Source organism: Streptomyces hypolithicus, assembly GCF_052934925.1.
The window spans coordinates 4,671,261-4,690,502 of the sequence record NZ_CM128811.1 but is presented as its reverse complement, the minus strand read 5'-3'; the positions used below and the strand labels follow the sequence as shown (position 1 = coordinate 4,690,502).

General features: G+C 72.6%; 17 protein-coding genes. 8 read left to right on the top strand and 9 right to left on the bottom strand.

Going from position 1 to position 19,242, the window contains the following annotated elements; genetic code table 11:
• Nucleotides 1–39: 39 nt before the first annotated feature.
• Both pspAA and ACU6WZ_RS22120 read right to left on the bottom strand, forming a co-directional pair.
• Nucleotides 40–318: a PspA-associated protein PspAA gene (gene pspAA / locus ACU6WZ_RS22125; protein WP_447029885.1), complete on the bottom strand. Its 279-nt coding sequence runs from the start codon at nucleotides 316–318 to the stop codon at nucleotides 40–42.
• 38 nt (nucleotides 319–356) lie between these two features.
• Nucleotides 357–1,136, bottom strand: a complete 780-nt coding sequence (locus ACU6WZ_RS22120) for a PspA/IM30 family protein (protein WP_447029884.1) — start codon at nucleotides 1,134–1,136, stop codon at nucleotides 357–359.
• Between the two features lie 251 nt (nucleotides 1,137–1,387).
• On the opposite strand from ACU6WZ_RS22120, the gene ACU6WZ_RS22115 reads away from it, so the two are divergent.
• The 4 genes from ACU6WZ_RS22115 (at nucleotide 1,388) to ACU6WZ_RS22100 (ending at nucleotide 5,956) form a co-directional block, all read left to right on the top strand.
• Nucleotides 1,388–1,987 carry a DUF3043 domain-containing protein gene (locus ACU6WZ_RS22115; protein WP_447029883.1) on the top strand — a complete coding sequence of 200 codons (600 nt, stop codon included), beginning with the start codon at nucleotides 1,388–1,390 and terminating at the stop codon, nucleotides 1,985–1,987.
• An 86-nt stretch (nucleotides 1,988–2,073) separates the two neighbouring features.
• Nucleotides 2,074–2,814 (top strand): class I SAM-dependent methyltransferase, encoded by a 741-nt coding sequence (locus tag ACU6WZ_RS22110; protein WP_447034180.1) that lies wholly within the window; start codon nucleotides 2,074–2,076, stop codon nucleotides 2,812–2,814.
• A gap of 111 nt (nucleotides 2,815–2,925) precedes the next feature.
• The gene (locus ACU6WZ_RS22105; protein WP_447029882.1) at nucleotides 2,926–4,689 is read left to right on the top strand and encodes an ABC transporter ATP-binding protein; all 1,764 of its coding nucleotides are present in this window, start codon (nucleotides 2,926–2,928) and stop codon (nucleotides 4,687–4,689) included.
• A 151-nt stretch (nucleotides 4,690–4,840) separates the two neighbouring features.
• Nucleotides 4,841–5,956 carry a S1C family serine protease gene (locus tag ACU6WZ_RS22100; protein ID WP_447029881.1) on the top strand — a complete coding sequence of 372 codons (1,116 nt, stop codon included), beginning with the start codon at nucleotides 4,841–4,843 and terminating at the stop codon, nucleotides 5,954–5,956.
• Nucleotides 5,957–6,028: 72 nt separating this feature from the next.
• On the opposite strand, the gene ACU6WZ_RS22095 is transcribed toward ACU6WZ_RS22100, so the two are convergent.
• Entirely contained in the window at nucleotides 6,029–6,235 is a 207-nt protein-coding gene (locus tag ACU6WZ_RS22095) for a hypothetical protein (protein WP_447034178.1), read from the bottom strand.
• Nucleotides 6,236–6,343: 108 nt separating this feature from the next.
• On the opposite strand from ACU6WZ_RS22095, the gene ACU6WZ_RS22090 reads away from it, so the two are divergent.
• From ACU6WZ_RS22090 to ACU6WZ_RS22080, 3 genes are all read left to right on the top strand, one after another.
• The gene (locus ACU6WZ_RS22090) at nucleotides 6,344–7,543 is read left to right on the top strand and encodes a bifunctional adenosylcobinamide kinase/adenosylcobinamide-phosphate guanylyltransferase (protein WP_447029880.1); all 1,200 of its coding nucleotides are present in this window, start codon (nucleotides 6,344–6,346) and stop codon (nucleotides 7,541–7,543) included.
• 129 nt (nucleotides 7,544–7,672) lie between these two features.
• Nucleotides 7,673–8,740 carry a nicotinate-nucleotide--dimethylbenzimidazole phosphoribosyltransferase gene (gene cobT / locus ACU6WZ_RS22085; protein WP_447029879.1) on the top strand — a complete coding sequence of 356 codons (1,068 nt, stop codon included), beginning with the start codon at nucleotides 7,673–7,675 and terminating at the stop codon, nucleotides 8,738–8,740.
• Nucleotides 8,741–8,854: 114 nt separating this feature from the next.
• Entirely contained in the window at nucleotides 8,855–10,642 is a 1,788-nt protein-coding gene (locus ACU6WZ_RS22080; RefSeq protein ID WP_447029878.1) for a phosphatidylglycerol lysyltransferase domain-containing protein, read from the top strand.
• A gap of 32 nt (nucleotides 10,643–10,674) precedes the next feature.
• On the opposite strand, the gene ACU6WZ_RS22075 is transcribed toward ACU6WZ_RS22080, so the two are convergent.
• Nucleotides 10,675–11,439 (bottom strand): hypothetical protein, encoded by a 765-nt coding sequence (locus tag ACU6WZ_RS22075; protein WP_447029876.1) that lies wholly within the window; start codon nucleotides 11,437–11,439, stop codon nucleotides 10,675–10,677.
• Between the two features lie 68 nt (nucleotides 11,440–11,507).
• Between ACU6WZ_RS22075 and ACU6WZ_RS22070 the strand changes: the two genes are divergently transcribed.
• The gene (locus tag ACU6WZ_RS22070) at nucleotides 11,508–12,290 is read left to right on the top strand and encodes an adenosylcobinamide-GDP ribazoletransferase (RefSeq protein WP_447029875.1); all 783 of its coding nucleotides are present in this window, start codon (nucleotides 11,508–11,510) and stop codon (nucleotides 12,288–12,290) included.
• Between the two features lie 56 nt (nucleotides 12,291–12,346).
• Here ACU6WZ_RS22070 and ACU6WZ_RS22065 read toward each other — a convergent pair whose 3' ends face one another.
• From ACU6WZ_RS22065 to ACU6WZ_RS22045, 5 genes are all read right to left on the bottom strand, one after another.
• On the bottom strand, nucleotides 12,347–13,144 hold the full coding sequence (locus ACU6WZ_RS22065; protein WP_447029874.1) for an endo alpha-1,4 polygalactosaminidase: 798 nt from the start codon (nucleotides 13,142–13,144) through the stop codon (nucleotides 12,347–12,349).
• A complete protein-coding gene (locus tag ACU6WZ_RS22060) occupies nucleotides 13,141–13,836 on the bottom strand; it encodes a spherulation-specific family 4 protein (protein ID WP_447029873.1) in 696 nt (231 codons plus the stop codon). The genes ACU6WZ_RS22065 and ACU6WZ_RS22060 overlap by 4 nt, the downstream gene beginning before the upstream one ends.
• Nucleotides 13,837–13,846: 10 nt before the next feature.
• Nucleotides 13,847–15,466, bottom strand: coding sequence for a hypothetical protein (locus tag ACU6WZ_RS22055; protein WP_447029872.1), 1,620 nt, complete (start codon nucleotides 15,464–15,466; stop codon nucleotides 13,847–13,849).
• Nucleotides 15,463–17,061: a GT4 family glycosyltransferase PelF gene (gene pelF, locus ACU6WZ_RS22050; RefSeq protein WP_447029871.1), complete on the bottom strand. Its 1,599-nt coding sequence runs from the start codon at nucleotides 17,059–17,061 to the stop codon at nucleotides 15,463–15,465. Before pelF ends, ACU6WZ_RS22055 begins: the two co-directional genes overlap by 4 nt.
• Before the next feature lie 117 nt (nucleotides 17,062–17,178).
• A complete protein-coding gene (locus ACU6WZ_RS22045; RefSeq protein WP_447029869.1) occupies nucleotides 17,179–19,221 on the bottom strand; it encodes a hypothetical protein in 2,043 nt (680 codons plus the stop codon).
• Between the last annotated feature and the right edge of the window lie 21 nt (nucleotides 19,222–19,242).

Sequence of the window (19,242 nt, the reverse complement as noted above, 5' to 3'; positions counted from 1 at the left end):
GAACGCCGGATGGGCTGGAGGTGCGGACGGGCTGAGGTGTCAGCCCGGGATCAGGCCGTCGTCGGAGAGCATGTCGCGGACCTCTTCGAGCGACGCGTCCGGGGACGGAAGGATCAGCTCGGAAGGTTCCAGGGAGGCGTCGGCCAGCGGCTCCCCGAGACGGCGTACCGCTTCGAGGAGCGCACCGAGGGTCCGCCGGAAACCGGACTCGTCGCCGCCCTCCATCTCGGCGAGGAGTTCGTCGTCCAGCTTGTTCAGCTCGGTGAGGTGACTGTCGGCCAGCATCAGCTGCCCCTCCCCCATGATCCGTACGATCACGACGTTCTCCTCGCGTGGAGTGCGGAGTAAGGGCGGCCCTACTGCTTGTCGAACTTGTGCTGGGGCTTCGGCTGCTCCCCGGCGTCCTGCTGACCGCCTTCGAGCGCCTGCTGCTGCGAGGTGGGGCCGCCCGCCAGCTCGGCCTTCATGCGCTGCAGCTCCAGCTCTACATCTGTACCACCGGAGATCCGGTCGAGCTCGGCGGCGATGTCGTCCTTGGCCATCCCGGACGAATCGTCCAGGGCGCCGGACGCCAGCAGCTCGTCGATCGCGCCGGCCCGCGCCTGCAGCTGCGCGGTCTTGTCCTCGGCCCGCTGGATCGCCAGCCCAACGTCGCCCATCTCCTCGGAGATGCCCGAGAAGGCCTCGCCGATACGGGTCTGCGCCTGCGCGGCGGTGTAGGTGGCCTTGATCGTCTCCTTCTTCGTACGGAAGGCGTCGACCTTGGCCTGGAGGCGCTGCGCGGCGAGCGTCAGCTTCTCCTCCTCGCCCTGGAGCGTCTGGTGCTGCGTCTCCAGGTCGGTCACCTGCTGCTGCAACGCGGCACGGCGGGACAGCGCCTCGCGGGCGAGGTCCTCCCGGCCGAGCGCGAGCGCCTTGCGTCCCTGGTCCTCCAGCTTGGAGGACTGGCCCTGCAGCTGGTTCAGCTGCAACTCCAGACGCTTGCGCGACGTCGCCACGTCGGCGACCCCGCGGCGTACCTTCTGGAGCAGCTCCAGCTGCTTCTGGTACGAGTAATCGAGGGTCTCGCGCGGATCCTCGGCCCGGTCAAGGGCCTTGTTTGCCTTCGCGCGGAACAGCATCCCCATACGCTTCATGACACCGCTCATGGGCTTCGCGCGCCCCCTTCTGACGGCCTACGGACTCCAGCTCCAGCACTTGCACCCAACACTACGGGCCCTGTCTCCATTACCGCACTGTTCGGGGCCTGATGCGCTCCTCCTCCAGGACGAGGAGCGCCCGCCGGTCTCCGGCGCAGGGAGTAGGTGAAGGCCGGGGAAGCGACCGTTGCGGGATCGTTCCCCTCGGGGCTGTGGTCCATGCGTCCCACCCCGTACCCTTGGGCTTTGTGTTCCGTAGCCGTTCCTCCAAGGAAGAGAAGGCCCCCACCGACAAGGTGCAGGTGGACCTCTCCAAGCAGACCCGTGATCCGCAGGCCCCCAAGGGCCGCCCCACGCCGAAGCGCGCTGTCGCACAGTCGCAGCGCCGCAGCGTGGCGGCGTCCCCTTCGAACCGCAAGGAGGCGATGAAGCGTCAGCGCGAGGCCCGCCGTGCGGACCTGGCAAGGCAGCGGGAGGCACTGGCGAGCGGTGACGAGCGCTTCCTGCCCGTTCGCGACAAGGGCCCCGTACGCCGCTTCGTGCGCGACTTCGTCGACTCCCGCTTCTGCGTGGCCGAGTTCTTCCTGCCGCTCGCGGTGGTGATCCTGGTGCTCAGCATGATCCGCACGAGCAACATCCAGAACATCGCGCTGCTGCTGTGGCTCGGTGTGATCGTGATGATCGTCATCGACTCCATCGGTCTGGTGATCCGGCTCAAGAAGCAGATCAACGAGCGCTTCCCGAACGAGCCGAAGCGCGGCGCCGTGGCCTACGGCCTGATGCGTACGCTCCAGATGCGCCGCCTGCGCCTGCCGAAGCCGCAGGTCAAGCGCGGGCAACGGCCCTGAGCACAGAAGTCGGGTCCGACCTGCCCGCCGGCGTGGACATCGGGTGCGCCGGCGCCCCGGCCACAGGGCCGAAGGGCCCCGGCGGCCTGCGGGACACCGTCTGCCGGGAACTCGTCGCGCGCCAGCTCGACGAGCAGATTTCGGCCCACTTCCCGGTGGGCCGGCGGCTCGCCGTACTGGATGTGGGCATGGGCCGGGGCACGCAGGCCCTGCGCCTGGCCCGGGCCGGTCACAAGGTGACCGGCCTGGAGTCCGACCCGGACCTGCTGGTGGCCGCGCGCGAAGCGGTCGCCGGTGAACCGGCGGGCATCCGCGAGCGGGTGCGGCTCGTCGAGGCCGACGGACTGCAGACCGGCGCGCATTTCCTGCCCGGCAGCTTCGACGTGGTGCTGTGCCACGGCGAGCTGATGTACGTCGAGGAGACCGACGCCATGGTGGCGGGCCTGGCCAGGATGCTGGCGCCCGGCGGCCTGCTGTCCCTCCTCGTCCGCAACGCCGACGCGCTCGCCATGCGCTCCGGGCTAGCCGGGGACTGGGGCGGGGCGCTCACGGCGTTCGACTCGCACACGTACACCGACGGACTCGGCATGCAGGTGCGCGCCGACCGTCTCGCCGCGCTCACCGCGACACTCGCCGGGATCGCCGCCCCGCTGCGCGCCTGGTACGGCGTGCGGGTCTTCACCGACCTGGCCGAGGGCGACGCCGACGCGGCGGGCCTGCCGCCGGAGGAGCTGGAGCGCGTACTGGCCCTGGAGGACCGGGCCGGGCGTACGGACCCCTACCGCCGGGTCGCCGCGCTGCTGCACCTGTGCGGCGTACGCGGCTGAGGTTTCGCGGCCCCCACGCCGGCGAGATCAGCCTTCGCGGGTGCGGAAAAAAGACGCGCAGGGGCCGCACACCGGTCAGGTGAACGACCTACCGCACGCGTCTTGCCCGGTGTGAGCAGCGCAGAGATAAAGCCGACGCAGAAGCTGCCGGCCGGGGAAACCTGGCGGGCGCTCTACCAGCACTTCCGTCCGCACCGGGCCGTGGTCGCCCTGGGTGCCTTCCTCGCCCTGATCGGGGCCGCGAGCGGCCTCGCCCAGCCGCTCGCCGCGAAGACGCTGGTGGACCGGCTCGGTGAGAACCAGTCCATCTCCGGAATTCTGCTCGCGCTCACCGCCCTGGTGGTGATCGGTACGGCCATCGAGGCGGTCGGCGCGTACATCCTGGAGCGCACCGCGGAGTCGGTGGTGCTCGCCGCCAGGCGTTCACTCATCGGGCGGCTGCTGCGGCTGCGACTGCCCGAGGTGGAGCGGACCCAGCCGGGCGATCTGATGTCCCGGGTCACCTCGGACACCACACTGCTGCGCGCCGTCACCACCCAGGGCATCGTCTCGGCGGCGACGGGCAGCCTCGCGTTCGTCGCGACGATCATCCTGATGGGCTTCATGGACATGGTGCTGCTCGGCGTCACCCTCGGCGTGATCGTGCTCATCGGCGGTTCCATGGCGCTGGTGATGCCGAAGATCGCGGAGGCCGCGAAGCGTTCCCAGGAGGCGGTCGGCGCGATCTCGACCGTGCTGGAGCGGGCCTTCGGAGCGTTCCGTACGGTCAAGGCTTCCGGCGCGGAGGCGCGCGAGGCGGCGGTCGTCGAAGCCGCCGCGCGCGAGGCGTGGCGGCACGGGGTGCGGTCCGCGAAGTGGCAGTCCGTGGCGTGGTCCTCGGTCGGACTCGCGGTGCAGGTGTCGTTCCTCGCGGTGCTGGGCATCGGCGGGGCGCGGGTCGCGTCCGGGGCGATGTCCGTGTCCTCGCTGGTGGCCTTCCTGCTGTTCCTCTTCTACCTGATCGACCCGGTGTCGCGGATGGTCGAGGCCGCCTCGCAGTACCAGGTGGGCTCGGCGGCCGTCGCCCGGATCGTGGAGGCCGAGCGGCTTGAGGTGGAGGAGGCGCAGGACGATCCGGTGCGGGTCGGGACGGGGCCGGCGACGGTCGCCTTCGACGACGTCCGCTTCCGCTACCGGGAGGACCTTCCGTACGTCCATCACGGCGTCACCTTCGAGGTCCCCGGCGCCGGGACGACCGCGTTCGTCGGGCCCTCGGGAGCGGGCAAGACCACCGTCTTCGGGCTGATCGAGCGGTTCTACGAGGCGACCGGGGGCCGGATCCTGCTCGACGGCAAGGACATCCGCGACTGGCCGCTCGCCGAACTGCGGGCCTCCATCGGTTACGTCGAGCAGGACGCGCCGGTGCTGGCGGGGACGCTGCGCGAGAACCTGGTCTTCGCCGCCCCCCAGGCCACGGACCAGGAGATACGGGAGGTGCTCGTACGGGCCAGGCTCGACGCGCTCGTGGCGCGGCTGCCGGACGGTCTGGAGACCGTGGTCGGGCACCGCGGCTCGAAGCTGTCCGGCGGCGAGCGCCAGCGCGTGGCGATCGCCAGGGCGCTGCTGCGCCGGCCGCGGCTGCTGCTCCTGGACGAGGCGACGTCGCAGCTCGACGCGGTCAACGAGATGGCCCTGCGGGACACGGTGGCGGAGGCGGCGCGGGAGACGACGGTGCTGGTCGTGGCGCACCGGCTGTCGACGGTGACGCTGGCGGACCGGATCGTGGTGATGGACGCGGGGCGGGTACGAGCGGTCGGCACCCACGCGGAACTGGTGGCGCGGGATCCGCTGTACGGGGAGCTGGCGGCGACGCAGTTCCTGACGGCGAGTTCCTGACGGCCAGTTCCCGACGGCAAGTTCCCGACGGCGAGTTCCTGACGGCGAGTTCCTGACGGACGCGCCGGACCCACCCGCTGGACTCGCCGGTCCGACCCCTGTTGGACCTTCCCCAGGGGCCGGAAATCGCGCCGAAAGAGACACTCCAGGCATGGATGGATCACGAAGTCGCTGCCGGCTCGGCCGTCGTCCTCAGATGCTCCTGACCGCCGGAGCGTGCGCGGTCGCCCTCACGCTGATGAGCGGATGTTCGGGGGCGGCGCCGTCGGCCGTCTCCCCCGCCGCCAGCTCCGGGGCCTTCGCGCCGTCCCCGCCCGGCGCGGAGGCGGGGGCGCCGAGGGCGGAGGACGGCCTTGAGAGCGACTACCAGCGGGTGATCCAGCAGGTGCTGCCGTCGGTCGTCCAGATCGACGCGTCCCAGGGGCTCGGGTCCGGTGTCGTCTACGACGACCGGGGGCATGTCGTCACCAACGCGCATGTGGTGGGCGACGAGAAGACCTTCAAGGTCACGGTGGCCACGGGCGGCGAGGTGCTCGGCGCGAAGCTGGTCGCGGACTACCCCGAGCAGGACCTGGCCGTCCTCAAGCTGGACAACGTCCCCGACGGGCTGAGACCCGCGCGGTTCGCGGACACGTCGGTGGCGGAGGTGGGCCAGATCGTGCTGGCGATGGGCAGCCCGCTCGGGTTGTCCAGCAGCGTCACGCAGGGCATCGTCTCGGCGGTCGGCAGGACGGTGAGCGAGGGGCGTACGGGCGGGGGCACGGGCGCGACGCTCGCGAACCTGGTGCAGACGTCGGCCGCGATCAATCCGGGAAACAGCGGGGGCGCGCTGGTCAATCTCGCCGGCCAGGTCGTCGGCATCCCGACGCTGGCGGCGACCGACCCGGACCTGGGCGGCAGCTCTGCGCCGGGCATCGGGTTCGCGATCCCGGCTTCGATGGTGAAGACGGTCGCGGACCAGATCATCAAGAGCGGCAGGGTGACCGACTCGGGGCGGGCGGCGCTGGACATCGCGGGCCGTACGGTCGTCAACAACGCCTTCGAACCGGCCGGCGTCGCCGTGGTGTCCACCAAGCCGGGCGGCGCGGCGGCGGATGCGGGAATCCGGGCCGGGGACATCGTGACGGGGATCGACAACGACGCGGTCACGTCGATGACCTCGCTGTCGGAGGCGCTGGCGGCGAAGAAGCCGGGCGACGAGGTGCGGGTGACGTACCAGCGGGACGACAGGGAGCGGTCGGCGGAGGTCACGCTCGGCGAGATCTAGGCGGTGCGGAAGGGGGGCTGCGCCCCGGGCGCCGGGGGCCGAGCCGACCGGGGCCGGGGCGCAGTCCGGGGGTCAGGCCTCGGGGTGGAGGTTCATCGGGCCGTAGATCTTGGTGCCGTCGTCAAAAAGCACCACCTGATCCGCGCCGCCGTCCGCCAGGTCCTTCCAGATCTCGCCGATCCACGACTCCGCGTCGCCCTGCGTGGTGAACTCCTCCGGCACCACCGCCGGCTGGACCTCCGTACCGTCGGCCGTCTCGAACCGCCACGTCCATGCCATGTCCGCCTCCAGGGTCCAACTTCCCAACGTGTGCTCTTTCCAGCACAGTCCTGCCCCGCAGAGTAGCCGGGCGCGCATCACCGGCGGGGACGCGGGAGGATCGTCCTCGTGGAACTGACTCTGCTCGGCACCGGGGCCCCGGACGGCCTGCCCCGCCCCGACTGCCCCTGCGCCTCGTGCGCCACCGCCCGCTCCGGGTCGGCCAGGGCCGCGACCGCACTGCTCGTGGACGGTGCGCTGCTGCTCGACCTGACCCCGGGGGCGGTGCTGGCCGCCGCGCGCGCGGGGCACTCGCTGACCGGCGTACGGCAGGTACTGCTGACGCATCCGCACGACGGGCCCGCGATGGAGCTGCCGCCGGGGCTGCCGGCGGCCGGGCGGGTGCCGGACGGGCAGAAGCTGACGCTGATCAGCGGGCATCGGGTGCGCGCGGTGCCGATGGACGCGCCCGGCACGGGGTACGAGGTGACCTCGCCGGACGGTGAGCTGCTGCTGTACCTGCCGCCGGGGGGCGCGCCTGCCGGGGAGAGCGCCAACGGGCACACGTACGACGTGGTCGTCGCCGACATCGTGGGGCGGCCGGACGCGCTGGCGCGGCTGCGGGCGGCCGGGGCGGTCGACGCGACCACGGACGTCATCGCCGTGCACCTCGACCACGGTGTGCCGCCGGGCGCGGAGCTGGACCGGCGGCTCGCGGCGGCGGGTGCGCGGGCGGTGCCGGACGGGACGACGGTGCTGGTCGGCGAGTACCACGCGGTGCCGGACGTGCCGCGCCGCACGCTGGTGCTCGGCGGGGCGCGCTCGGGCAAGTCGGTGGAGGCCGAGCGGCGCCTGGAGACCTTCCCCGAGGTGGTGTACGTCGCCACCGGCGGCACCCGCTCCGGCGACAGCGAGTGGGCGGCGCGGGTGGGGCTGCACCGGGAACGCAGGCCGGGCGCGTGGCGCACCGAGGAGACGTGCGAGCTGGCGCCGCTGCTGGCCGCGGACGGGCCGCCGCTGCTGATCGACTGTCTGGCGCTGTGGCTGACCGACGCGATGGACCGGGTCGGGGCGTGGGACGACGCCGAGTGGGCGGCGCACGGGGAGCGCGCGCTGCGGGCACGTACGGCGGAGCTGATCGCGGCGGTGCGGGCGACGCGGCGCACGGTGGTGGCGGTCAGCAACGAAGTGGGGTCGGGCGTGGTGCCGGCCACGGCGAGCGGGCGGCGGTTCCGCGACGAACTGGGGCGGCTGAACGCGGGGGTCGCGGCGGAGTGCGAGCGGGTGCTGTTGGTGGTGGCGGGGCAGGTGGTGGGGTTGCGGGGGTGAGCCCCCGCCGCCCGGACGCCGCCGGGACGCCTTTCGGGCGCCGCCCGGCCGCCCTTCCGGACGCCCCTCGGGCATGTGAGGAGCGGGGTCCGGGGTGAAGTTCCGGGTGTGGGAAGTACTGTTCGGCGAATGAGCTCGCTTAATCTCGACGACTTCTCCGACCTGATCGAGCGCCCCGACGGCGGCATCCGCCGCGATGCCGAAGAGCGCCGGGAGCGGCTGGTCGTGCCGCCCGGGGCACTCGGCCGGCTCGACGAGCTGGGTGAGTGGCTGTCGGCCGCTCAGGCGTCCGTGCGCGTCAAGCCCGTGGAGCGCCCCCGCGTCGTCCTCTTCGCCGGTGACCACGGCGTAGCCGAACTCGGCGTCTCGGCCCGCCCCGCCGGGGGCGCGCACCGGCTCGTGCGTGCCGTGCTGGACGGCGAGAGCCCCGTCGCCGTACTGGCCCGCCGGGCCGGCGCGTCCGTCCGCGTCGTCGACGCCGGCCTCGACTGCGACCCGGCGCTGCTGCCAGACGACGTCGTACGCCACCGGGTGCGGCGCGGCTCCGGGCGTATCGACGTCGAGGACGCACTCACCCTGGAGGAGGCGCAGCAGGCCGTGCGCCTCGGTATGGCCGTGGCTGACGAGGAGGCCGACGCCGGTACGGACCTCGTCGTACTCGGCGATCTGAGCGTCGGCGGCACGACTGCCGCCGCCACCCTGATCGCCGCGCTGTGCGGCACGGACGCGTCCGTGGTCACCGGCCGCGGCGGCGCCGGCATCGGTGACCTGGCGTGGATGCGCAAGTGCGCCGCCATCCGGGACGCGCTGCGCCGGGCCAGGCCGGTCCTCGGCGACCAGGTGGAGCTGCTGGCGACCGTGGGCGGCGCCGACCTCGCCGCGGCGACCGGGTTCCTGCTCCAGTGCGCCGTACGCCGTACTCCGGTGATCCTCGACGGTGTGGTGTCCGCCGCCTGCGCCCTGGTGGGCCAGCGCGCCGCGTTCCGGGCGCCGGACTGGTGGCTGGCGGGCCAGGTCAGCGGCGAGCCGGGGCAGGCGAAGGCGCTGGACCGGATGGCGCTCAACCCCCTGCTCGATCACGGCGTCACTGTCGGGGAAGGCACGGGGGCACTGCTCGCGCTTCCCTTCGTCCAGGCCGCCGCCGCGCTCGCCGCCGAGCTGCCGGAACGGGAGGAGACCGGCAGCACCGCGGGCTGACCGCGGGCAGAGCGCAGGCAGACCGCGAACAGACCGCGGGCACCTCGTCGCACGCGACGCGGCGAGTGCTTGCGACGGACGATGGCGGCGCGGCGCCCCATATCATCGCTTTTCATGGGAGAAGTTCGTTTGCCAGTCGAAGGAACGACCCGGGGCACCGACCGCTCGCGCCGCAGTGCGGCTTTCGCCGTCTGGTACCTGCGCATCGTGGCGTTCATCAACTTCCTGAGCGCCGTGTGGGTTTCCCTCGGCCAGGATGTGCGACGCCACAACACCGAGAACTACTTCACCCCGTACCTGCTGACGGCGGGCTTCGCCTCCGGGCTCTTCGCGCTCTTCCTGGCGATCACCATGCGCCGCCGCAAGCGGGCCGCCTGGATTCTCAACTCGGTCCTCAGCGGCCTCTTCCTGCTGCTCTTCGCCCTCGTCATGGTCATTCCCGAGGTGCGGCAGTACTGGCAGAACTGGGTCTCGTTGATCCTGACCGCCGCCTTCGTCGTGGCGCTGCTGCTCGGCCGGCGCGAGTTCTACGCCAAGGGCGACCGCTCCAACCCGAAGCTCGCCGCCGCCGTCGCCGTGGGCGGGCTGCTGATCACCTCTCTGATCGCCGGCCTGGTGGTCACCGTCAGCAACACCGCGGACGACAGCCACCGCTCGACCTTCCTGGACCGCTGGCGCTACGGAGCGACGCGGCTGGTGTCGGTGGCCGCCGACGACGCGCGCTTCCCGGGCATCACCACCCCCGGCTGGGCCGACGTCTTCATCAACGTACTGAGCACCCTGCTGCTCCTCGGCGTGCTGTACGCCGCCTTCCGCTCACGCAGGACCGTCGACCCGCTCACCGAGGAGGACGAGGCGAAGCTGCGTGCGCTCCTCACCAAGTTCGGCGAGCGCGACTCCCTCGGCTACTTCGCGCTGCGCCGCGAGAAGAGCGCCGTGTGGTCCCCCTCCGGCAAGGCCGCCGTCACCTACCGGGTCGTCGGCGGGGTCTCCCTGGCGTCCGGCGACCCGATCGGCGACCCCGAGGCCTGGCCCGGCGCGATCGAGCCGTGGCTGGCCGAGGCCCGCGAGCACGGCTGGATCCCCGCCGTGATGGGCGCGAGCGAGGAGGGCGGCACGGTGTACGCCCGGCACGGCATGGACGCCCTGGAACTGGGCGACGAGGCGATCGTCGACCTCGACGAGTTCACGCTGGACGGGCGCGCGATGCGGACCGTGCGCCAGGCCTACAACCGGGTCAAACGCGCCGGATACGTGGTGCGCGTCCGCCGCCACGAGGAGATCCCGGGCGACGAGATGGCCGAGCTGCTGCGCAAGGCCGACGACTGGCGCGACGGGGCCACCGAGCGGGGCTTCTCGATGGCGCTGGGGCGGCTCGGGGACGCGGCGGACGGGCGCTGCGTGATGCTGGAGTGCACGGACGCCGAGGGCCGGCTGCGGGCCGTGCTGAGCTTCGTACCGTGGGGGCCGCGAGGCCTGTCCCTGGACCTGATGCGGCGTGAGCGCGACTGCGAGAACGGCCTGATGGAATTCATGGTCATCGAACTCCTGCAGCGCGCCGCGGAGATCGGCGTCACGCAGGTGTCACTGAACTTCGCGATGTTCCGCTCCGTCTTCGAACGGGGCTCGAAGCTCGGTGCCGGGCCGGTGCTGAGGCTGTGGCGTTCGCTGCTCAGCTTCTTCTCCCGCTGGTGGCAGATCGAATCGCTCTACCGCGCCAACGCCAAGTACCGGCCGATCTGGGAGCCCCGGTTCCTGCTCTTCGAGAAGAGCTCCGACCTGCTGCGCATCGGTGTCTCCTCGGCCCGCGCCGAGGGCTTCCTCGAAGCGCCCGGCCTGCCCAAGTGGATGCATCGCAGGCACCTGGACGCCGGACGGGACGCCGGAAACGCCGGACGGTGACGGCAGTGGCCACCTGCTGTGGCTGCCGCCGTTCACTTCTGGTCGCGGGCGGGCAGCCGTTCGGGATCCGGCACCCCGCCGATCAGGTCCTGAAATCTGCGGCTGAGCCCCGACCAGCGGCGATCATGGTGCCAGGCACGCAGCGCCGCCCTGGCGCGCGCCCGTGGGCGCCTGCGATAGACACGCTTCGCCCACGGGGACCCGGGTTTGGCCAGCCGGATCGCGCCGATGAGCGCCACGAACGGTACGACGGCTCCGAAGACCGCCGTGCGGACTTTGCCCTTGCTGAGCGCGACCAGGGCCAGGAAGAAGTTGAAGGCCACGTTCGCGATCAGCGCACCGCGGCTCTGCCGCTCGTCCGGCGTCAGTTCGTTCACCCCGAACGGCGCCGATCCGCTGAGCACCAGGCCCACCAGCGCGGCGGTGAGGACTACCACCTCCACACTCTGGCGGCCCTGTTCGCTCCAGTAGACGTCGTCGAGATGGAGTACCAGCGCGAACTCGTCGAGGACCAGCCCCGCGCCGAGCCCGAAGATCACCGCGCAGACCGCGCCGCTGACGCCGTGCCGGCCGGCGGCCACCGCCCCGAAGCCGCCGATCGTCATGAGGATCAGACCGGGAACCACATGGTGAATGTGCAGGCCGCCCGGTGAGACGTTCCTGAACGGCCCCCGGCCGGCCCGGATCAGCCGGGTGATGGTGCGGGTGATCAGAAACGTGAGGATGAAGGAGAGCAGAGCCAGCAGCAGCGGGAGCTTCCCCGGCTCCAGGATGTTCCGGTACCACCAGTGACCCATGCCACTCGCCCCCTTTTTGTCCGTTACGCGTAACTTACCGGCCGTCGGCAGCGACTACCGTGCGCGCGGTGACCTTCCTCATCAGCGACGGCCTGCGGTTCGCCTTCGGCACGCTCACTGTGCTTCCCGTCCGCGTGACCCGGTGGGACCGCGAGGCGGCGCGCGCCGGGATGCTGTGCGCCCCGCTGGCGGGCCTTGTGGTGGGCTTGTGCGCGGCAGCAGCGGGGGGCGTACTACTGCTCCTCGGGTCGGGGCCGCTGCTCGCCGCCGTGGCGAGCGCCGCCGTACCGGCCGCTCTCACGCGTGGGCTGCACCTGGACGGTCTCGCCGACACAGGGGACGGGCTGGGCAGCGCGAAAGGGGCCGATGACGCGCTGCGCATCATGAAGCAGTCGGACATCGGGCCGTTCGGGGTGATCACCCTGCTGTTCGTGCTGCTGGCCCAGGTGGCGGCGCTCCACGAGCTGTACGCCGCCGGGTGGGCGCGGGGTGCCGCGGGCGCCGCACTGTCAGCCGTGGCCGCCCGCCTCGCCCTGACCCTCGCCTCCCGCGCGGGCGTTCCCGCGGCCCGTCCCGGGGGGCTCGGTGCGGCGGTCGCGGGAACGGTCACCGTGCGTTCCGCGGTGGCTGTCGCAACTGCTGTGGCAGCGCTCTGCGCGTGCGTCGCGGGAACGCTCTTCGGCCCGTACGCCGCCCTGCGGTTCGCGGGTGCGGTGCTCGTTGCCCTGGCCGCAGCACAGGTGTTGCTGCGCCACTGTGTACGCCGCTTCGGCGGGGTCACAGGGGACGTGTTCGGTGGCGTGGCGGAGACGGCGGCCACGGCGGCGCTGGTGGTCCTGGCGCTGGAGTGACGGGGGCCCTGGCGCTGGGGTGACGGGTGCCCGCCGGGGTGCGGGGGGCCGCGCGCTCAGCAGGGCCTGCGCCACACCCCCAGCTCGTACTTCTTCAGCATCGAGCTGAGTCCCAGCTTTCGCGTCCCCTGGCAGAAGCGGCGCAGCGGCAGTTCGTACTCCACGTGGAAGACCGCCTTGCCGGCCTTGATGAACGGCGTGAGCTGTTCGCACTCCTCGTACTCGGCGCACTGCTCGTTGACCGCGAAGTCGAAGTCCCCGACGAGTTCCGGGATCTGGTCCAGGTCGTTCTTGAGGCCGACGGACATGCCGCGCGCGTGGGCGAGGCGGGCGATCAGCCGGTTGTAGCGGAGTTGGTCGGCTGCGGTGAGGGGGAAGCCTGTGCGGTTGCGGTAGCCGTCCATGTTGTCGGGCTCGACCGCGTCGAAGCCCTTCTTCCGGCACATGTCGAGGCGTTCGGCCATCAGGGGTTCGAGGATGTCGGTGCGGCGGATGTCGAGCCAGCGCTCACCCTTCCAGCCGTTCCCCCGGCCCAGGACGGACTTGGGGTACTTCCCGGCGTCCGGCCGGAACTCCTCCCAGGCGCCGGTGGAGAGGTAGCAGATCACCTTGCGGCCCTCGCGGTGCAGGCCGGCGACGGCGGAGGGGGGGTGGTCGAAGCCGTCGATGTCGTACACGGGTACGTCGACGGTGGGATCGAGCCGGCCGCTGAGCTGCCACTGCCAGGCGAGGCCGGGCTCCGGCAGCCAGCGCGGGCCCGGCGGCTCGCGGTCGTCCGGCGTGTCGGGGTCGCCCGTGCAGGCTGCGAGCAGCAGCAGGGGCAGCAGGAGCAGGAGGGCGCGCCGGGTCCTCATCGCGGGCCGTCCAGGCGGTCCAACCCGTCCAGGCGGTCCAAGCAGTCCAAGCAGTCCAAGCAGTCCAAGCAGTCCAAACCGTGCGGCAGGGTCCCCCACGGGTGCGCCCCCTCCCCCGGTACCGCGCAGCCGACGCCGGCGGTGAGGGCGGCGTCGGGCGGGGCGGCGTACACGAGATGGCAGAAGCGGCCGGGTGCGTACGCCGCCGTCCAGGGCGGGACTTCGGCCGTCCGGTACGTCTCCCAGGTGCCCTCGAAGGTGACCAGCAGGTCGGCGGTCTCCAGGTAGCCGGGGTCCGGGTGGACGCCGTGGTTGAGCACGACGGTGGTGGCGCGGGCCGCGCGGGCGGCGACGGCCAGGCGCCGGTAGTGGGGCAGTGCGTCGGGGCCGGACGGCACCTGGTCGAGGAAGACCCCGTCGACGCCGTACCAGTCGCGGTGGCGCTGCAGGTCCTGGACGACGGCGGCGTGCGGGCGGCGTGCGTAGTCCGTGTCGGCGTAGCCGAGGACGCGTACACCCGCATCGCGCAGGCGCGACGACACGGCGGCGAACGCCGCGTCGGGGGCGGCGCCGGGACCGCTGTCGGGGTTGAGCACGACGCCGTACAGGCGCGGAGCCGCCCGGATGACGACCTCCCAGGCGTCCGGGCGTTCGGCGGGGTGCTCGTAGAGCGGCACGAGCAGGTGGGTCACGTAGAGATCCTCACGGACGGTGGGCGGTCGCGCGACCCAGCAGGACGCAGGCCAGGGCGGCCAGTACGGCGGACCCGGCGCCAGGCACGGCGAGCGCGACGGAGTGGGCGGCACCCGGCGCGGCGAACAGGGCCACGGTCTGGGCGAGGGCGGCCGCACCGCACACGGCCGCTGCGGCAAGCACCGCGCCGAACGCCTGGAGCAGCAGCCCGGTCCACAGCATGACGCCGATGAGCAGCAGGCCGGTCACCCGGGGGGCGTCCGGTACGGAGGCCCCGGGCCACAGGAGGGTCGCGGCCACGACGAGGGCGAGCAGCACGGCGAGGTAACCGGTCAGGCAGCCGGCGAGGGCGGCGCCGGCGGCGCGGCGGAAGGCACGGGGGGTGGTGCTCGCGCGCAGCCCGGCGTCGCCGCGTCGCCGGAAGCGGTGCAGCAGCCATTCGGCGGGGCCCATGCTGAGCGTGAGCGCGACGGCGCCGGGGGCGGCGATGGCGCCGCCGGGGCTTCCGGCGACCTCGTCCGCGAGTACGGCGTGCAGCACGAGCACGCCGGTCGTGAGCCCGAACGCACCGTACGGCAGGGACCGCAGCAGCGGGGGCCCGCCCCGCGGCACCGTGCGGCTCCCCCACCTGGGGCCCCGCCGCCTTGAGCCCCGCCGCCTTGGACTCCGCCGCCTTGAGCTCCGCCCCGGAGCCCGCTTCTCGAACGCTGGAGGGGCTGGATACGCCGATTGAGGAGAACGCAGCCACAACCGGCCGCCCGCACCGCCCCGCACCAGCTCACGCGCCGTCAGCGCCAGCACCGCCGCCCCCGATGCGATCAGCAGCCCGGCCCTGACCGCCGTCGGCACGTCGTACGCCGCCGTCAGCGCGGCCCCCGCCGCCATCGGGGCGAGCGCCGACAGCAGCAGCCGCTCGCGCCCCAGAACCAGCAGCGCCGTGGCCGCGCCCTGGTAGACCGCCTGGGCACCGGCGAACGCGACCGCCCCAGCGCCCCCCGCCCCCGGCCACGCGGCGACCGCAGCCGCGACCCCCGTCCCCAGTACCGCCCCCGCAGGCGCACCCGCGAGCAGCGCCCCGGCGGCGGCCGGACGGTCGCCGAGTCCCAGCCAGGTGTACGCCCGGTGTGCCAGCGCCTGATTCCACGTCCACCCGACGAGTGCCCCCGCCAGGAGGACGCCCGTACCCGGAGGCAGTCCCTGCCCGTCCCCCGGGGCCGGGGCCACGAACGGCGCCACCAGGACGTACGCGAGACCCGGCAGCGCGAACAGCAGCCCACGCAGCAGGCACGCCGCGAGCCCGCCGTGACCCCACGGCCCGCTCCCCTCGGCGGGCGCGGCGTCCGGTTCCGGAAAGGCGCGCGGAACGCGGGTGAAGAGCTCCTCGGCCAGGGCGAAGGAGTCCTCACGGCCGTACGTCAGCCGGATGTGATCGTCCGTCATGCCGTCCGATTCGAGGATCGCCGCGATCTCGTCGGGGTGCACCGCGGCGGATATCAGGTCCGCCAGCCGGTCGGTGAGTTCGTCCAGCGGGTCCGCGGCCCGGCGGGGCGACCTGGGGCGCTGACGGGGGATGCGCGGCAGGGTGTCCCGGTGCTCGCCGGGGAACGCCGTCCACAGCGGGCCGCTCACCAGTCCCCTCCGGCTCCGTGCAGGGACAGATCGCTCCACCAGGGGTCGGCGAGCTCGGTGGTCGTCGAGTCGCCGGGCGGCTCGGGCAGCGCGGCAACCTGCTCGGGTACGCGGTCGAGTTCGAGGCCGATTTCGCGGCCGCGTTCGCCGTCGAGTTCGCGGTAGATGTCGCGGAAGCCGTCGACGGAGCGGCGCAGCGTGAAGCGGTCGATCACCCGCTGACGGGAGAGCCGGCCGAGTTCGGTCCGCCGGGCGTCGTCCCCCATGAGGTCGAGGACGGCCCGTGCCATCGCCTCCGGTTCGCGCGGCGGCACCACGAGCCCGGTGTCGCCGACGGCTTCGCGTACGCCGCCCACATCCGTCGACACGGTCGTCCGCCCGCACGACATGGCTTCGATGATGCTGAACGGGAAGCCCTCGCTGATGCTGGAAAGCATCACGATGTGGCCCGCCCCGTAGGCGCGGGCCACATCGGATATCCGTCCCTCGTAGGTGATTGCGTCGGCCACGCCCAGCTCGGCGGCGAGTTTCTCCAGCTGCGTGCGGTACCACTCGCCGCCGTCCGGCACCCCGCCGAACAGCCTGAGCCGCAGCTCGGGCAGGCGGGCGCGGGCCAGTGCGTAGGCCCGTACGAGCGTCTCCAGGTCCTTGATCGGGTCGATGCGGCCCGCCCAGCTGAGCGTGGGGACGTCCGGCTCGGGACCGGCGTGCGGGAAGAGGTGCGGGTCGACGCCGTTGTAGACGGTGCGGATGCGCGCGGCGGGGGCGCCGCCGCGCTCCTCCCAGCGACGGTTGTACTGGTTGCAGGGGGTGATGAGGTCGGCCTCGCGATAGCCGAGCGAGTTCAGCTCGCGGTAGAAGCCGAGCAGCAGCGCCTTGACGGGCCAGCGCTGCGCGACCGAGCGATAGCCGAGATAGCGCTCGCGGAGGTAGATGCCGTGCTCGGTGAGGAGGAAAGGTGCGCCGTCGAAGTGCTTGGCGGCGAGGGCGGGAAGCGTGGCGAGCCCGCTGCTGACGGCGTGCGCCACGCTGTCGGCGGGGATACGGGCGGCCAGCGGGCGCAGCAGGTGCTCCAGCAGATCGGTCGCGGTGAGCGCGTCGTGCAGGGTGGGCCTGGCCCGGGCTATCGGCAGGTGCCGCATGGTCCAGACCCTGGTCAGGGTGCGCAGTGCCGCCTCGGAGCGCAGGGCGCGGGTCAGCCGGCCCTGCCGGGCGAGGGTGGCCAGGGCGTACAGCTCGGGGCCGAAGTCACAGCCGGCTTCCGGGTCGAGGAGAGCGAGGAGGAAGCGCTCGTAACCGGCCAGGAACAGGCGGTGCTCCCGGCCCCGGAGGGGACGCGGGCCGCGGAACAGCCCGGCGCCCCCTCGGCCGCCCCCTCCCGTCTCGGGTCCCCACAGCGGGACCGTGGTGTGGCGGTAGACGTTGCGCGGCAGCTCCCAGGTGACGGGCTCGCGGCCGCTGCCGGTGAGCGAGACGACGTGGAAATCGACCTCCGGCATGCCGCGGACGAGCTGGTCGCACCAGGTGCTGACGCCCCCCTGGACGTGCGGATACGTTCCTTCGGTGAGCATGCTGACGTGGAGCCCGCGGCTCATGTGGATGTCCCCCCAGGACGGGTTCCAGGTGCTGTTGGTCAGACGGGTCGGTCAGGTCGGTCAGGACAGACGGCGGGGCAGGTCAGAAGGCGGGGCGGATCAGGCAGTAGGGGCGGATCAGGCAGTAGGGACCCGCAGCGTGACCGCTCGCTGGAACGCCTCCGGTGACGTCCAGGCCGAGCGCTGTCCGGCGTATGGCGTGCCGTAAACGGCCGTTCCCAGGAACTGCTGCTTTCGCGTGCCCTCCGGCGCCGTGACGGGTGCCGCGATCCCCGAGGGCGCCTGCACGGTGACGGTCGTGCCGATGCGGTACGCCGTGACCTCGCCGTCCGCGAGCACCTCGTCCCAGGCGGCGCGGCGGGCGAGCTCGGAACCGGCGTCCTTGTGGCGTGGGTTGACGACGGGCGTGTTGTCGGCGAACAGGGCCCGGTAGTCGCCCAGGACCTTGTCCAGGACCGGGTAGAGGATCCTTTCCTCAGCCAGGTTGGACTGGTGCACGTAGTGCGGGCGCGGGTCGTTGGCGATGACGTGGCCGAGCGCCGTGCGCGCCTCCTGCGGCGCGATGTGGTCGGCGTAGCCGGTGGCCGTGTCGAGCGGGTCGTCGAGGCAGGTCGAGCCGGGGTTGGTCTCGCACACGCCGCTGCCGCCGTCGGCCCTGCTGCTGTAGATCCAGTTGTACTCGTCCGTCATCTCGGCGGCCGTGCCGACGTTGTAGTACACGTTCATCGGGTGGCGCGGCACGGTGAGCGCGCTGCCGACGGCCCGCTGGCGCGGCTCGCGCGAGTTGTCACTGGCCACCCACTCCACGCCGTTGTCGGCGAGCGCGGGGGCGAGGTTCGGGTTGTCCTGGGGCTGCTGCGGCAGGGTCTTGAGGCCCGAGTGCTCCCCGGTGACGAGTTCGCTCCGGTCGACGACGAGGCCCTTGCCCACCGCCCACCGGTGGTTGTCCCGGATCTGCGCCGAGATGTCGGCGCGGCTCATCCACCGCGTGTTGCCCGCGGCGTCCTTCGCGCACTGCCACGGCACGGTCGAAGTGTCCTGCACGCACCCGAGGAAGGGGTGGGTGTACGTGTGGTTCACCCAGCGGTACTTCGCCCGGTCGGCGAGCAGCTGCGCGGTGAGCGGGTCGCTGCCGCCGTTCGCGGCCTTCCACTCCTCGCCGGACCCGGCGTTGTAGACCATGTCGAGCGTGAAGCCGGCCGACTGCTGCCACTGGGCGGCGTACCGCGCGTCGTCGGCGGTCATCCGCACGGGCGTGGTGCCCTCGCCCTCGCCGTCGCCGCAGTCGAAGTCGAAGTCGCCGGGGGTGCAGTTGAGTTCGGTGTCCCAGCGGCTGTCCGGTGCGAAGACGTCGTCGACGTGCACCGAGAAGTAGTTACGGCTCTGGCCGAGGTGGACGCCCCCGGTGAGCCATTCGACGACGCCGCGGGCGAGCAGCCGGAACTGCCGCTGGTTCTGGTTGTACGCGAAGGTGACGACCAGTTCGCGCCGCCCGTCGCTGACGAACTCGCCGACGAGACTGGCCCGTCCGCCGCCGTCGACCGGCATGTCCAGGTAGCTGGTGTAGCCCTCGCGGGGCCGGCCCGCGTACCCGTAGCTCTCGCCGACGGACGGCGAGTTGTCCTCGAACTCGACGGCCCCGTCGAGATAGCCGAAGGGCCCGGCCTTCCCGGCGGGGGTCACTGCCGCGTCCACGCCGTCGAGCGTCCCGGCGTACCCGCCCTCGCCGGAGTAGTCGAGCCCGACGCCCGGGTGCGCCCAGCTGTAGGCGTCGACCTGGCGGATGCCGAAGGTCTTCTCGTACGCGGTCAGGGCGGCCGTCTCCGGGGACCCGGCGCCGAACACCCCCGAGGTGGGCAGCACCACGCCCTGGTACTTGGCGCGCGGCCGCCCGTCCACCGTGTCGGACAGGAACGCCGCGTCGACGACCGGCCGGTCCGGGTCGTCGAGCCGCACCACGGTGTGCGGCACGCCCGTGCCCCGCAGCTCCGACGCGATCGCGTCCACCGAGGCTCCGCCGTCGTCGACGACGAGAACCTTCAGGTCGATACGGGGCACGGGCGCGGCGCCCGCTCCCGTCGGCGGCACCGCCACCACCAGCAGTCCGGCCGCCAGCACCGCGGCCGAGGCCCTGCCCACACGCACCTTGTCGTACGCCATCGCGCACCCTCCCCTAGAAGA

What these genes read in the sequence shown, in the direction of transcription:
- ACU6WZ_RS22095 (WP_447034178.1), bottom strand. Translation starts at nt 6,235, where the DNA reads ATGGCATGGACGTGGCGGTTCGAGACGGCCGACGGTACGGAGGTCCAG.
- ACU6WZ_RS22045 (WP_447029869.1), bottom strand. Translation starts at nt 19,221, where the DNA reads ATGGCGTACGACAAGGTGCGTGTGGGCAGGGCCTCGGCCGCGGTGCTG.
- cobT (WP_447029879.1), top strand. Translation starts at nt 7,673, where the DNA reads ATGAGCTCGCTTAATCTCGACGACTTCTCCGACCTGATCGAGCGCCCC.
- ACU6WZ_RS22120 (WP_447029884.1), bottom strand. Translation starts at nt 1,136, where the DNA reads ATGAAGCGTATGGGGATGCTGTTCCGCGCGAAGGCAAACAAGGCCCTT.
- ACU6WZ_RS22065 (WP_447029874.1), bottom strand. Translation starts at nt 13,144, where the DNA reads ATGAGGACCCGGCGCGCCCTCCTGCTCCTGCTGCCCCTGCTGCTGCTC.
- ACU6WZ_RS22100 (WP_447029881.1), top strand. Translation starts at nt 4,841, where the DNA reads ATGGATGGATCACGAAGTCGCTGCCGGCTCGGCCGTCGTCCTCAGATG.
- pelF (WP_447029871.1), bottom strand. Translation starts at nt 17,061, where the DNA reads ATGAGCCGCGGGCTCCACGTCAGCATGCTCACCGAAGGAACGTATCCG.
- ACU6WZ_RS22080 (WP_447029878.1), top strand. Translation starts at nt 8,855, where the DNA reads ATGGGAGAAGTTCGTTTGCCAGTCGAAGGAACGACCCGGGGCACCGAC.
- ACU6WZ_RS22075 (WP_447029876.1), bottom strand. Translation starts at nt 11,439, where the DNA reads ATGGGTCACTGGTGGTACCGGAACATCCTGGAGCCGGGGAAGCTCCCG.